The 13266-nt window shown below is 68.7% G+C and carries 10 protein-coding genes; 3 read left to right on the top strand and 7 right to left on the bottom strand.

Annotated elements, in window-relative coordinates; all coding sequences use genetic code 11:
- Nucleotides 1-240: 240 nt before the first annotated feature.
- The 5 genes from ON39_RS40670 to ON39_RS40650 form a co-directional block, all read right to left on the bottom strand.
- Nucleotides 241-666 (bottom strand): hypothetical protein, encoded by a 426-nt coding sequence (locus ON39_RS40670; protein ID WP_040742205.1) that lies wholly within the window; start codon nt 664-666, stop codon nt 241-243.
- Nucleotides 663-1121, bottom strand: coding sequence for a hypothetical protein (locus ON39_RS40665; RefSeq protein WP_146251422.1), 459 nt, complete (start codon nt 1119-1121; stop codon nt 663-665). The genes ON39_RS40670 and ON39_RS40665 overlap by 4 nt, the downstream gene beginning before the upstream one ends.
- Nucleotides 1122-1153: 32 nt before the next feature.
- Nucleotides 1154-2161 (bottom strand): hypothetical protein, encoded by a 1008-nt coding sequence (locus tag ON39_RS40660; RefSeq protein WP_085998349.1) that lies wholly within the window; start codon nt 2159-2161, stop codon nt 1154-1156.
- A 151-nt stretch (nt 2162-2312) separates the two neighbouring features.
- Complete coding sequence (locus tag ON39_RS40655) at nt 2313-3488, bottom strand: MinD/ParA family ATP-binding protein (RefSeq protein ID WP_110293970.1); 1176 nt, start codon at nt 3486-3488, stop codon at nt 2313-2315.
- A gap of 17 nt (nt 3489-3505) precedes the next feature.
- Entirely contained in the window at nt 3506-3907 is a 402-nt protein-coding gene (locus tag ON39_RS40650) for a hypothetical protein (RefSeq protein ID WP_246003246.1), read from the bottom strand.
- 469 nt (nt 3908-4376) lie between these two features.
- Between ON39_RS40650 and ON39_RS40645 the strand changes: the two genes are divergently transcribed.
- The 3 genes from ON39_RS40645 to ON39_RS46495 all read left to right on the top strand — a co-directional run bounded on the left by ON39_RS40645 (nt 4377) and on the right by ON39_RS46495 (nt 11333).
- Nucleotides 4377-4895 carry a hypothetical protein gene (locus tag ON39_RS40645; RefSeq protein WP_040742198.1) on the top strand — a complete coding sequence of 173 codons (519 nt, stop codon included), beginning with the start codon at nt 4377-4379 and terminating at the stop codon, nt 4893-4895.
- A gap of 62 nt (nt 4896-4957) precedes the next feature.
- Nucleotides 4958-6883: a hypothetical protein gene (locus ON39_RS46500; protein WP_051187742.1), complete on the top strand. Its 1926-nt coding sequence runs from the start codon at nt 4958-4960 to the stop codon at nt 6881-6883.
- Nucleotides 6816-11333, top strand: a complete 4518-nt coding sequence (locus ON39_RS46495; RefSeq protein ID WP_146251423.1) for a helicase-like domain-containing protein — start codon at nt 6816-6818, stop codon at nt 11331-11333. Before ON39_RS46500 ends, ON39_RS46495 begins: the two co-directional genes overlap by 68 nt.
- Nucleotides 11334-11431: 98 nt before the next feature.
- Here the strand turns inward: ON39_RS46495 and ON39_RS46490 are convergent, their stop codons facing one another.
- Both ON39_RS46490 and ON39_RS40630 read right to left on the bottom strand, forming a co-directional pair.
- A complete protein-coding gene (locus tag ON39_RS46490) occupies nt 11432-11911 on the bottom strand; it encodes an SLOG cluster 4 domain-containing protein (RefSeq protein WP_051187740.1) in 480 nt (159 codons plus the stop codon).
- A gap of 1 nt (nt 11912) precedes the next feature.
- Nucleotides 11913-13196, bottom strand: coding sequence for an NsdA family TPR-like regulatory protein (locus ON39_RS40630; protein ID WP_484193330.1), 1284 nt, complete (start codon nt 13194-13196; stop codon nt 11913-11915).
- Nucleotides 13197-13266 lie beyond the last annotated feature (70 nt).

The following is a 13266-nucleotide window of genomic DNA, read 5'->3' as shown; positions in this document are numbered from 1 at the left end:
AGCGCACCGCCGGCCACGCCCCGGGCCGCCCGCGCAGCGCGCGCACGGTCCCGCGTGGCAGCGGGCTTGGGATGGGCCGCCTTCACCACGATCACCACGACCACGATCAGCACGGCAACGACCGGGTACACCAGCAGGATCGACATCTGCGATGACCTCCTCTTTCGTCGTCGGTGACTCGTCGGCGGATGATGCGAATGTATCTAAAGCCAGTGTCGCAGGTCCGCCGACCAGCCGCAATCATGCGGCTCTGCGCGGGCTCTCCGCGCCGACCGCGTCGGCCCATTCCCCGCAGTAGGCCAGCGCTGTGCGGGGCAAGAAGCCGGGAGCCGATTCTTCCCAGCTCAGCGATGGATTCACGGTCCGGTCGAGGCTGGGGCCGCAGATGTACCACGCCCAGCGCGCCCGCTCGGGTGCCCGGTCCAGCGTGCGGGGGTCGGCCGGCCCGATCAGGAACCAGTGCCCGCCCAGGCACACCGTGGTGACGTCGTAGGTGCCCACCAGCGTGCGCAGCACCCGACGCCAGCCACCGCCGTGGGCCCTGACCAGGAGAGCGAGTCGCAGCGCACGGCAGTACCGCAGCTCGGCACGAGCGGCCCGGATACCGCACCGGGCGAAGAAGACCAGGTCGTCGAGCGGGATCCGGGCCCCCGCCAGCGCGGTCATCGGACTCGCCTCACGCCGGTGCCCGGGCCCTTCGCCGCGGCGGCCGGGGCCGCGCCGAAGGCGAACGGCGTGGTCGCGGTCCGACCCGGTCCACCGGTGACCGCTGCTCGCGGCGCGCTCTCCTCCGCCGATGTAGCTGTCGCCGACGCGTCGACGCGGTCGGTCTGCTCGGCGCGATCGAACCCGTTGTAGTAGGCGCGCCAGTGCTGGTCTTCGCCGAGCTTGGTGCGGTGGTCGTGCAGATACTGGGTGAGCTTCTCCTCGGCGCGTACCGCCGCCTCGGCGGTGGTGTCGTCGGGGCCGATCTGCACGAGTGCCCCGTTCGCGTCGACGTCGAGGTAGGTCGTCTCGTTCGCGGCGCTGAGGGCTTGGTCGAGCACTGCTTCCAGGTAGCGGGCCGTGACCTCGATCGGGTCGGGGGGCTTGTGGTCAGGGGAGTGGACGGGCTCGGACATCGGATTCTCCTCATGCTGATGGAAGGTGCGCCTCACCGGGTTCGGCGGGCGGTGGCGGACAAGGGCGTGGCCGGGGAGGCGGGTGTCGCGCCGAAGGCGAAGGCCCCGGTGCTCGCCGCGGCGGCGGGCGGCGGGGTGAGCGGTGCGCTAGCGCGGGCGGCGGCCTGGAGCTTGGCCCACCGGCTCTGCGGGTGCTGGCCTGCGGCCTCCAGTTCGGTGTGCGCGGTGCGCAGTTCTGCGTTGATGCGCTCGGAGGACACGCCCATCTGCTGGGTGCGGGTGAACGCGGTCTGGAACTCGCTCAGCTTCGCGGCCAGATCGGTCTGCGCGTCGGTGGCGGCGCGCGCCTGCTGCGCGGCGGTCTCGTAACTCTGTGCCGCCGTACTCAATTCGGCCAGCGCGGCGGCCTGGCCCGGAGTCAGCCAGTCCCGGCGGGCCTGCTCGGTACGGTCCTCGGGCCGGCTGGCTTGGCGCTGGGCGAGCCAGAACTCCCCGAAGCGGCGGACCGGACCGGTCAGCGAGGTCACGCCCAGGCGAATCGCGGAGAGTTTCTCGGTCACCCGGGCCCGCAGGGCCTCGAGCCTGCCGGATGCCTCCCATCGCACGCCGGCCACCGAGGACGGCACCAGGTGCGCGCGCTCGAGCGCGCGCACCGCCTGTCCCCGATCGGTGGCGCTCAGGTGCGGCAGTTCGTGGATGCGGCGTTCGAGCGCCCGTGCGGCCTCCGACAGTGCGGTGTTCTTGCGCGACCACGCGGTGTAGGCCGGGTCGTCCTGGTCGGTGCTGTCGGGCTTGATCCCCAGCGACACCACGGCTTTCTGATGATGCAGGATCTCGAGCTCCACCCGTGCCCGGGTGATCGCGGCGTCGAGGGCCTGTGCGCGGGTGTTGGTGCGGATCACTCCGGAGATCTCCCGGCGCAGCGAACGGGGCAGGGACGTCGCTGTCGGGTTGTCCGCGCGCCAAGCGGCGACGAGGTCTGTCACCGCGGCGGTCAACGGGTCCTCGGGCTTGCGCCCGCTCGCGGGTGTGTCGACCATGGCCGACTCCTTCCTGTCGATGGGGTGGTCGCCGAGGGCGGTACCGGATTTCCGGTGCGACACCGATAGCCACCAGTGAAGTTAATGGTTCGAGTGTATCTAAAACATCGACTGTGTCATCGGGTTCTCCGAGTTCGGCGTCTCGGGTGGGCTATCCGGCGGGCCGCAGGCCGGAGGTGGGGGAGTACTTCAGCGGGAACAGCCCGGCCAGGGCGGCGGCCAGTTCTCGGTAGGCCTGTCGCGTGCGCGGGTGCAGCAGCTGCGGGTCGATGGCCCCGCCCTCGTCGAGGTGGCGGTCGTAGGGGATCTCGCGCACGGCGTGGACCCATTGGTTGAACCAGTGGGTCGCCGCGGTCGTGTCGAACATCCGGCGCCCCGGGTGCTGGTGGGAGATCACCACGACCGCCCGCGAGAGCAGGCTGCGGTAGAGCCAGCGGCGTTCGCCCCGCTCGTCGAGCAGCGGCGCTCCGGTCACGGGGTCCTTGGCGTAGGCGTGATACAGGTACTCCACCGTGGCCACCGCCTCGTCGGCGGAGTCCTTCTTGGCGTCGAGCGGGATCACCAGGGCGTCGGCTTCGGCGAGGACGGCCTGTGTCGCCGGGTGGGTGATGCCGGTTCCGCAGTCGGCGAGCATCAGCGAAAAGTAGTCACCGGCCAGCTCGAGCAGCTGGCGATAGTCGTGGGCGGCGAAGCTGTCGGCGGTCGCCGGGTCGGCCGCCGAGGCGAGAATTTCCAGGCCAGCCGGGGTCAGCTGGGTATGGGCGCGCACGTCGTGCACCCGGCGTGGACGCGGACCGGCCAGCAGGGTCAGCGCCGAGGCCTCGCTGCGTGCCGAGGTCCGGCGTGCCAGATTGCCCCGGTCGGGGTTGACATCGAAGGCGAGCACGCCCTCGCTGCGGCACGCCGCGAAGGCGTTCCCGACCCCCATCGTGGTCGTCGTCTTGCCGGAACCGCCCTTGAGCTGCACGAAACCGATCCGGAAATCGGACTCGATCGCGGTACGCAGACGACGGTCGAGTGCGCGGGCGGCGACCTCGGCCGGGCTCTGCCCCGGATTCAGCGCCTTGCCCGACACCAAATACAGCGCCCGCCGCCAGCCCGAGCCCGGCGCCGGGCGCACGGTGTCACGCCGCCAGTCACGCGCGCCCGTGGCCACCGCCGCGGCCAGATCGGTTCCCGGGTGGCGCCATCCCCGCCGGTCTCGTGCCCGGCCGCGGGGCACCGCCGTGCCTTGCGGCCCGGTCCCGTCGCCGTCGCGCAGTGCGTAGGGCACGGTCTGCGTGCTCCACGGGGCGGGGACCGGCGCAGCCGAATCCTGTCTGGTCATCCGCTATTCCTTTCTCCTCATGGTGTCTTCGAGGTGAGCGTGTCGGTGGCCTCGGCCGCGCCGGCGACCCGGTCGCGGTCGATCTTTTCCTGCACGGCTTCCTCGGCCCAGTCCGACCACGCCGAGTAGCGCTCGGCCTCGGCCCACCAGGCTCCGCGTGCGTCGTCCCATATCCGCACGTCGCAGCTGAACGCGCGCCGGGGCCGGGTGCCCGCCTGCTCCGGCGTGAAACGCCGGCCCGGCGGGAGGCGGTCGGGGGCGGGGTCGAACTCGGTCATCCCCAGCTCCGCGCGTTTGCGCGCGGTCTTCTCGACGAAGGCGGCTTCGAGCCAGCTCGTCCACGTGGGGTAGCGGCGAATCTGGGCCTGCCAGGTCTTCTTGGCCGCGGACCAGACCTCGTCACTGCATGAGAAGTTCACCCTGCTCCATAGACGCCCCCCCGCCGTGTCGGACTGTGTGTCGGCCACAGGTTCTTTCCTTCCTTCTTGACGGCGTCGCGGGCCGCGCGACCGGGTTTCCGGCCGCACCCGCAGGGCTCCACTGTATCTAAAGGTTCGTCTACCTCTAATGGATCGAGAACCCCGGCCGGGCATCGTGCGCGATGCAGCCTTTCGAACTTCTCGCAGCATTAGATACATTAGAGCGTGCCGAGGTACCTGCGGCAACCGTCTCGGGTGAAGGTCACCGAACAGATGTTTTCGATACATCAGAGACAACCGAACCCTCGGGGCCGGTGAGATCGCCGCCCCGCCGCCGACACGAAGGAGGCGACCATGGCGCGGCGAATGCGAAGAATGCACAGCGAAGGCCAACTCAGCCTGGAGGCTCTATGGGGCGATCCGGACCCGACGCCCTCGACCGTGGACAACCGGAAGGACAACGAGCGTGATGATCATCGACCAGGTCAGGACGTACTACTCGACCCAGCTGCCCCACACGACCGCGGCCCTGGAGGACCCGGAGAGCCACTTCCAGCAGCTGGCCGAGCAGATCAGCCAGCGCGTGGAGCAGATCGTGACCAGGCTCGCCGCCGAGGCGACGACACCGGGGCAGGACTTCCTCGAACGGGTGGGGACTCTGAACACGGTGCGCGCCCAAGCGCTGGAGGCGGCGCTGGCGGAGCTGCTGTACGTGATGCCGCCGGAGATCGAGGACGATCCGGCGCCGAGCGCGACCGAGCGCGACCTGCTGGTGATGCAGCAGGAGGAACGCGCGGTGGATCAACGGATGGACATGGAGCCGGGCAGCCCGGAGGCGATCGAGTGGGATCGCCGGTACCCGCATCTGGTCGAGGAGGTGAACTGGATGCTGGCCGACCACGAGGAGCTGACCGAGGCGCAGAAACGCGAGCAGCTGGCGCAGATCCTGGAGCGCCAGGACGCCGCGAGGGCACACCGTCAGCAGTAGAGCCCGCCCCGGCCACCGGCACCCTCGTCGCCGCCGGCGGGCGGCACTACCTGATCGACGGTTTGCAGACCTGGGAAGTCCACCGCGGCGAGGCCGCGGACGGCACCGGCTCGTGGATCGCCACCCGCCACGTCGGAATGGCGACCAGCGCCACCGTCGCCGAGCGTCTGGCGCAGGCCGACGCGCTGTTCACCCCGGTCGAACTGGCGACGATGCGCTGCACGCTCGAGGACGAGGCCTACGCCTACGGCGGCTACAGCCGCCCGCAGGAGATCTTCAACCCCGGCACCGCACCCCGCTACCTGACCGAAGGGCCGCTCAAATCGCTGTCGGAGGGCGAGCGGTTCGCCCCGACCTGGCTGTGGGTGGAGTGCTACCTGCGGGCCCACCCCGACCTCTACGACGAAACCCCCGCCACGGTCGAGGCCCGCCAGCAACAGCGCACCGACCTCACCGAACCGATGGTCAACGCGGCCGCCGAGCACATGCGCACGGGACACTTCGCTCAGGCCCACGATCTTCTCGACCGAGCCCGGCTCATCAACCCTTTCGAGGCCAGCACCTACGCCGGTATGCATTCTCGCGTCGACCAGCTGGCGCACATCGTCGATGAGCTCGGCCTGACCGGGCCCCAGGAACGCTTCGAGGGAGTCGTCGGCCGCCGGGCCCATATCCGCGTCGGGGACCGCACATTCTCCCTCGAACGCACGCGCGGATCTGCGGGGTTGGAGTGGATAGTTCGCCCCGGCTCCGGCGAGGAGTCCGAGCCGATCACCGAAGCGCTCCCCACACGCGAGGTCCTGCCCCGCCTTCGCACTCATCTGGCCGAGCACCCCGTCCCCGAGCGCGGCGCCTCACCCGAAGAACTCGGTACCGAGGCCGATCCCCTCACATCCTCATCCCCCGGTGATCAGCGGGAATCCGCTGTCGCCGTGGAGGTTCCGGCGGCCGCTTCGCCCATCCTCATCGAGCACACCGCCGAAGCCACGCTGGTCCGGAACACCGACAAGAACAACCTCGCGCTCCGCCAGGCCTTGCACGACGCGAAGTTCCAGTGGTCGCGCCAGCAGAAGTTCTGGTACCAGCGCCGGGCCACCGCCTTCGACACACGCACCCGGCGCGTGGGCTACCTGCGTGCGTCGCTGACCCAGCTCGGCCTGGCCTTCACCGAGACCGGGACAACCACCACACCCGACACCACGGCCACGGATCCCGGGCCCGCCGAGGCGACACCGCGAACCGATCAATCGACGCCGCCGTCCCTGGAACCCACACAGGCAGAACAGGATTCGATATCACCGGTGTCGACGACACCGGCCTCGACAGCCGCACAAGACCCCGCCCCGACTCCCGCCGAGCGGGAAGCGCCCGTGGCCGCACCAGCAACGCCGGACCAGCCCACGGCGGCGCCCGCCGACGAGCCCGACCTCGCGACGGTCACCGCCGAGCCGGAACCGGCCAGCACGGTCGCGCCCGCGAGTGCGGGATTCCGCCTCGACGAGCGGCTTCCCGCACCGCAGGTGGAGATTCCGCAGTCGCCCCGGCGGCGTGTTGCGGCCAACCTCGCGGCGATCCAGACCGTGCAGCTGCTCGAACGCGATAACCGCGCCCCGACTCCCGCCGAGCGGGAAACGCTGGCGAAGTGGACATCCTGGGGTGCGGTGTCGCAGATCTTCGACGCCGACCGTGAGGAGTTCCGCGCCGACGCCGAGACGCTGCGCACCCTGATCGGTGAGGACGGCTGGAAGCAGGCCAACCGCACCGTCATCAACGCCCACTACACCGACCCGATGATCGTGGAGGCGATGTGGGCCCATCTGCAGAGTCTGGGTCTGAACGCCGGGCGGATCCTCGAACCCGGCTGCGGGGCAGGCGCTCAAATCGCTGGCACTGGTCAAACCCGGCGGTGTCGTGGCGGTGGTGACCAGCTCGTACACGATGGACAACAAAAATCCCGCCGCCCGGCGCGAAATCGCCGCCCGCGCTGACTTTCTCGGCGCGATCCGGCTGCCCAACGGCACACATCGCAAGGTCGCGGGCACCGACGTGCTCACCGACATCCTCATCCTGCGCCGCCGCGACGGCGAGGCCCGCCAGCTACGGGGACCGTTCGAGCTGGCGGTCAATACCGAGCTTCCCCTCACCCGCGGACTGGGGGAGACCTCCCCGGTCCTGGTCAACGAGTACTTCGTCAACAACCCGGAGATGGTGCTCGGCGCGCTGCGGGCGGGCACCAGCATCTACGGCGGCCTGGCGGTCGAGGTACTCGACCGCGGCGACCTCCAACAGCAACTGCGGGTCGCGCTAGACCGTATCGCCGATCGCGCCCTGGCCGAGGGGCTAGCTCACGAGCCACGTGAGCTGGTCAGCGGCGAGCGGCGCGCGGCGGCGGCCGCACCGGGGGATCCGAACCAGTTCCCCGGGCACCTGCGCACCACGCCCAGCGGGTTCGAGGCGCTGCACGCCGACGGCACCTACAGCACATTGACCGTCCCGAACACCCAGGCCGAGGAACTACGTGCCCTGCTGGGGCTGCGAGACACGGCGGTGTCGCTGCTTGAGAACGAGGCCGCCACCGCCGAGGACTCCGACCAGATCGAGGCCCTGCGCGCCCAGCTCAACCAGTGCTATGACCGCTACACCGCCCGCTACGGGCCGATCAACCGCTGCTCGTGGCATCCGACCGGACGCGTCGACGAGTCCGGCGAACCGGTGATGTCGGTACGCCGGCCCGCGGTGATGCGGCTGTTCCGCGACGACCCCCACGCCCCGGTCGTGCTGGCGCTCGAGGACTACGACGCCACCACCGACACCGCGGTGAAGATGGCGATCATGCGCCAGCGCGTCGTCGCGCCGCGCAGCCCGCGCCTGGGCGCCGACACCGCCGAGGACGCGGTGGCGATCTGCCTGGACACCCACGGCCATATCGACCTGCCGGTCATCGCGAGCCTGCTCGGCGTCGACGACGACCAAGCCCGGCTCCAATGCCGCGGCCTGATCTACCCCGACCCCGCCGACGGCGGCCAGTTCGTCCCGGCACCGGAGTACCTGTCGGGCAACGTACGGCTCAAACTCGACCAAGCCCGCGCGGCCGCGGCCGAGAACCCGGAGACCTACAGCGACAACGTCACCGCGCTGATCGAGGTCCTGCCGCCCGATCTCGGACCCGCCGAGATCGACGCCCGCCTCGGCGCGGTATGGATCGAGGCCGCCGACGTGCAGGCCTTCCTCAACGAGATCCTCAACGACGACACCATCACCGTCGAGCACCCCAGAACCGGGGAGTGGAAGGTCACCGGCGGCCGCCGCGGCATCCTGTCGACCCAGGAATTCGGCACCGCCCGCGTCCCCGCACCCAAACTCGCCCAAGCCCTGCTGCGCCAGGCCCCGATCCGGGTCTACGACCCCGACGAGAACGGTGAGGCCCGCATCCCCAACCCCACCGAGACCGAAGCGGCCAACGACAAGGCCGAACAGCTCAACGAACGCTTCTCCGAATGGGTGTGGGAGAACCCGGTCCGCGCCTCCCGGCTCAGCGAGGAGTACAACCGCCGCTTCAACAACCTGGTCCTGCGCAACTACGACGCCGACGGCAAGATGCTCAGCCTGCCCGGCCTGTCGCGGGTGTTCACCCCCCGCCCGCACCAGCGCGCCGCGGTCGCCCGAATGATCGCCGAACCCAACGTCGGGCTCTTCCACGCCGTCGGCGCGGGCAAAACCCTCGAGATGGCCATGGGCGTCATGGAACTCAAACGACTCGGGCTGGTCCGCAAACCGGCGATCATGGTGCCCAACTCCATGCTCGACCAGTTCGCCCGCGAATTCCTCCAGGCCTACCCCCAAGCGCGCCTGCTCGCCGCCGGCACCGAGGACCTGGCCGGGGAGAAGCGACGCCAATTCGTCGCCCGCGCGGCCACCGGGGACTGGGACGCGATCATCCTCACCCGCGGCAGCTTCCAGCGGCTCGAAGTCAGCCGCGAAACCGCACACTGGTACTTCGACCGCGAGATCGAACCCCGACGCGCCTACCTGTCGGAACTGATGACCAGCGGCGCCAAACGCACGACCATCAAACGCATCGAAGACGCCATCCTCAAATCCGAGGAGAAGCTCAAAAAGAAGCTCGGCGGCCCGACCGATCCCGGCATCACCTTCGAGCAGACCGGCATCGACTACCTGGTCTGCGACGAACTGCACGATTTCAAGAACCTGGCCACCGACACCCAGATCGAGTCCGCCGCCATCGCGGGCAGCCAGCGGGCCCAGAAGCTGCACATGGTGGTGGAGTACCTGCGCGACAAGCACAACGGGCGCGCCCTCACCGGCGCCACGGCCACCCCGCTGGCGAACTCGATCACCGAGGCCTACGTCGTACAACGCTACCTACGCCCGGACCTGCTCGAAGACGCGGGCATCCGCAACTTCGACGAGTGGGCAGCCACCTTCGGCAAAACCAAAACCGAACTGGAGATGTCGGTCGACGGCAACTCCTGGAACCTCAAAACCCGGCTCGTGGGCTTCCGCAACGTGCCCGAACTGCAACGGATCTTCCACGTCGCCGCCGATGTGAAACTGCCCGAAGATCTGAAGCTCCCGGTGCCCAAGCTCGCCCGCCGCGCCGACGGCCAACGCGCCCCGGAAGTCGTCTCGGTCCCGGCCACCGACACCCAGCTCGCCTACGTCCGAGAACTCGGAGACCGCGCCGAGAAGGTGAAGTCCCGCGCGGTCGACCCGACCCGCGACAACATGCTCAAGATCTCCTCCGACGGCCGCGCCGCCGCCCTGGACCTGCGTCTTGTCAGGTCGCTGGGACTCACCGCGACCGCCGCAGACGTACAGGGCAGCCTCCCGCTGGACGCCGAGGAGGGGGCCGCTATCGCCGGATACCTCCACGCGAAATCCCCGAGTCCGTCCACCGCGAGGTATGTCGCGCTCTACGCCGCTCGCTCTGGCCACGAATCGCAGGAGAAAATCGACGAGGATCAGTTCGGTCTCAAGCTCGAGGCCGCGGCGGACTGGATGTTCGAGAAATGGCAGGCCGCCAAAGAGCGGGTCTACCTCGGCCGCGACGGCCAACCCCATCCCCGCCGCGGCGGGCTCGTCGTCGCGTTCTGCGACCTGGGCACCCCCGCCGACGACTGGAACGCCTACGACGAACTCAAGGCCAAGCTCATCGCGCGCGGCGCCCCGCCGGAGCTGTTCGCTTACATCCACGACGCCAAGAACGACAAGGGCAAAGCGGCGCTGTTCACCAAGGCCCGCAACGGCAGCGTCCAATTCCTGTTCGGCTCCACCTCGAAAATGGGCGTCGGGGTGAACATCCAGGACCGCATGGCCGCCATGGTCCACGTCGACTGCCCCTGGCGGCCCGCCGACATCGAACAACGCGACGGCCGCGGCATCCGCCAGGGCAACCAGAACGAGGAGATCGCGGTCGCGCGGGTCGTCACCGAAGGCACCTTCGACGCCAGGATGTGGGCGGCCCAGTCCAGAAAGGCCGCCATGGTCAACCAGTTCATGAAAGGCACGCTGAACACCAGAGAAATCGACGACATCGGCGACGCGGCCCTCAACGCCAACGAAGCCCTCGCCATCGCCAGCGGCAACCCGCTGGTGCTGGAGAAAGCCGAAATCGACATCGAAGTCACCAAACTCGAACGCCTACGCCGCGCCCACCAGCGCAGCCAGTCCATGCTGCAGATCCGCATCCGCGACGCCAACGACGCGATCCCCAAGCTGGAAGCCGAGATCGACGCCTACACCCGCGCGATCGAGCACCGCAAACCGACCAAGGGCGACGCCTTCGCCGCCAAGGTCAGCGGCCGCTACTTCGACCACCGCGGCGACGCCGGCGACGCCCTGGCCGCCCGGCTGTCCAAACTCGTCGCCGACAAGCGCGCGGTATGGAAGGGATTCTCCGACCAAGGCGTCGCCGAGATCGCGGGCTTCACCCTCGACGCCCGCAACGTCCCCACCGGACGCGACGCCCTGGTCTCGGTAGTGTTCTCCGACATCGGCGACGACATCTACGTCACCTTCGACCGAAAAACCCTCGAAAAAGGCGGCACCGGCCTGATGCTCCGACTGGAAAATGCCATCAACGGCCTGGACAAACGACTCGAAGTCGCCACAGAACGTCTCGCCACCGAAAACACCGAACGCGAACGCTCCGAACAACGACTCGGCCGACCGTTCGAGCACGCCGACCGGCTCGACGTACTCCGGGAACGCCAGAAGGAGATAAACCGGGAACTACTGGGCAGCAAGGAAACCCCACCAGAGAACGCCTCACCCACCACCGCCACGAGCGACGCCGAATTCCTCCAGTCCGCCGCGATGCACGACGCCATGGTCATGGTCAATCGAATGGGCGGCACCGCAATCGTCAACGGCCCCAACGGAACCTCCGTCGTCACCGACCGCAGCCGAACACGGTGATCAGGCTTGCCAGCGAACATCAGATCATGCTGCTATCCGGCACAGCGAGCAGCTTTCGGCCCGAACCCGTTCGTGGCCTTAAGGAGTGCCACTGCTGGTCATCCGATGGTGTCCAGTACTGCGTGTACGGCGGACTTCGGGTCTGGCGCCTCGATCGCTGCTGTCACAGGGTTTCCGGCCGCATCTTGAATCTGCCAGCCGCCCAAGGAGATTACGGGGACGCCGCCGCGCCGGTTGGCCAGGGCCAGCTCTGAGAGTGTGCCCCAGGATCCGCCGATCACGATCACCGCGTCGGCCGACCAGATGATGATGGCGTTGCGCGCTTCGCCCATGTTCGTGTACAACACCGCGGACAGTCCATGGCATACGCGTTCGCGGTCGGAGTCGGGACGTATGCCGATCACCAGGCCGCCGGCTGCGGATGCGCCTTCGGCGACGGCGGCCATAACGCCGGTACCGCCGCCGCACAGCACTGTGATTCCCGCTTCGGCGAGGAGTCTGCCTACTTCCCTCGCGTTGGTGGCGTCGGTCTCGGTGCAGTTCCGAGGACCACAGACGGCGACCTGGGTTGCGGGCACGTCACTCCTTGTTATGTCGTTCTCGCTGTGCGGTGTAGGTGGTGAACACGCTAATGCGCTCGCTGAGTTCGCGGGTCGTTCGCGCGCGATCGGCTACAGCAGCGAACAGTCCTGCCGCCTTGGTGACGCGTTCGATGATGGGTGTAGTGCGCAGTTCGACCGGCAGGGCGAGTACCTGGTCGACCCGCGAGGCCGCGGCCTCGATGTCGCCGAGCCCGAGGTGGGCTTGGGCGGCGTCGAGTTCGGCGGCCGCAACGAACTCCTTCGGCGCGTCGGCGGTGAAGACCTCGAGGGCGGTGTCGGCCTGCTCGAGGGCGAGTCGATTGTGCTGGGATCCACCCAATGCCAGATGTACTTCGGCGGCGTAGTAGCGCGCCTTGCCGGGGTCGAAGAACATCACACCCGGCTCGGCCGAGCTCGGCTGGACTCGCTCGAGCGCGTCCAAGGCGATGTCGAGGGCTGCCAGCGCGGCGCGTCCGTCGCCGCGGGCGGCTTCGGCGCGCGCGAGTTGGCTCGACAGCCGCAGCCGCGTGGAATCGTTGGTCATGTCCGCCAGCCCAGCTTTGGCGTATTGGGCTGCGCGTGCGTAGCCACCGCCCCAGTAGGCGACGTTGCCCTGTACCCAGCGCACGTAGGCGCCCAGGTGCTGATCTTCGGCGAAATCTGCTGCGAGCCATGCTGTTCGGGCGTGTGTCTCCGCGTCGTAGGGCCGTCCGAGATCGGCGCAGGCGTGGGCGATGAGGGCACTGACTTGGCCTGCGATGAGGTAGAGATCCTGGAGGGCGCGTGGTCGCTGGCGAGCGTCGATCAGGTCGAATACCTCGCGTTGCATCGCGGTGAGTTTGGGGATCACCTCGATAGGTGGCTTGGTGAGGTAGTCGGTGGCGCGGGTGGCCACCTCGGCGTGTAGCTGGTCGAGCACAAGGTCGTCGACCCCGCCGGCGCCGCGCTTGAGCCAGCGCGCGGAATCTTCGGTGGACATCGCTATCTCCTGATCTAGCACATCGAGCGTGGAGGGAACCGGCTCCAGCGACTCCACCGATTCCGGTGGAGCTACGAGAGTCTCAAAAGCCAGTTTCCACACTTGCCGCGCGACGCGTCGTGACGGTGTTCGCGCGTCCGACACATCGCCAGCCATCCAGCGACGTAGCTGCCGTTCGGACAATTTGGTGTCTTCTCGCAGCTCGAGTGCGGTTGCGTCGAAGTGTGCGCACCATTCGGCTACGTTCCGCTCACTTTTGCGGACCAGCGATTCGAGCACGGTTCGGGGTGGGGGGGTGTCCATCGTTCACCTCACAGCTCGCGCGGGGGTGAACTCACGGTATCGCCGAATAACGCTGCTACCAGCGACCGAC

The organism is Nocardia tenerifensis NBRC 101015 (assembly GCF_000308715.1).
Lineage (GTDB): Bacteria > Actinomycetota > Actinomycetes > Mycobacteriales > Mycobacteriaceae > Nocardia > Nocardia tenerifensis.
Note: the sequence above shows the minus strand (reverse complement) of the source record. Positions and strands in the feature narration are given on the sequence as shown.